This is a genomic window from Leucobacter sp. GX24907, from assembly GCF_053567335.1.
Genome location: NZ_JBSGPD010000020.1, coordinates 1 through 620, shown reverse-complemented (window position 1 = coordinate 620; position 620 = coordinate 1). Strand labels below are relative to the sequence as shown.

The 620-nt window shown below is 61.3% G+C and carries 1 protein-coding gene and 1 pseudogene; both read right to left on the bottom strand.

Going from position 1 to position 620, the window contains the following annotated elements:
- On the bottom strand, positions 1–327 hold a 327-nt coding region (locus tag ACUYV6_RS13155; RefSeq protein ID WP_449279124.1), incomplete at its 3' end, for a transposase.
- Between the two features lie 93 nt (positions 328–420).
- Positions 421–504: pseudogene (locus ACUYV6_RS13150) on the bottom strand (IS1/IS1595 family N-terminal zinc-binding domain-containing protein); the annotation flags it as partial.
- Between the last annotated feature and the right edge of the window lie 116 nt (positions 505–620).

Sequence of the window (620 nt, the reverse complement as noted above, 5' to 3'; positions counted from 1 at the left end):
GAACAGGCAGCGTTGATGTGTCGTGTGTGGCCATTCCTGCTGGAGTGCTGAGGGGAGGCCAGTGCCGCCGTCTGAGACGAGGACTCCAGGTGAGGGGATCTGACGTAATAGGGCTGACCAGGCCGCGATGGATTCGCTGCTGCACCACTGCCACGCCAGCACTCGGCCAGTGTCGGAGAGCGCGGTCAGGAGGCACCAGGTGCCGATCCAGATCCCGTCGACCATGATCGCGTGGAAGATCGTCTCGCAGGTTGGGAGTGCTGGGCGTAGGTCCCAGCACCAGGATGTGTTCCTGCGGAAGGATCGACCGGTCTGGGTGCCATCCATTTCGGCTTGGGAGTGTTTCCCGGTGAGCCAGACGACGAAGCTGCGGAGTTGTTTCTGTTTGGCTACATCGGGGCGTTTGCGGACCGAGGAGGTGCCGCAGGTGGGGCATCGCCAGCGTTGCGTACCGGAGCGGTGTTTCCCGTTCTTTACGAGCTTCGCGCCGCATAGCAGACACACGGTCGAGTTGAGAGAGGTCGGCACAGTTAAGGGTGCCGGACTATAACGATCCTTGTTCTACCGCGTGATCCTGCGGCTAGATCAGGATCCCATCCACTCCTTCTGGCCTATAACCC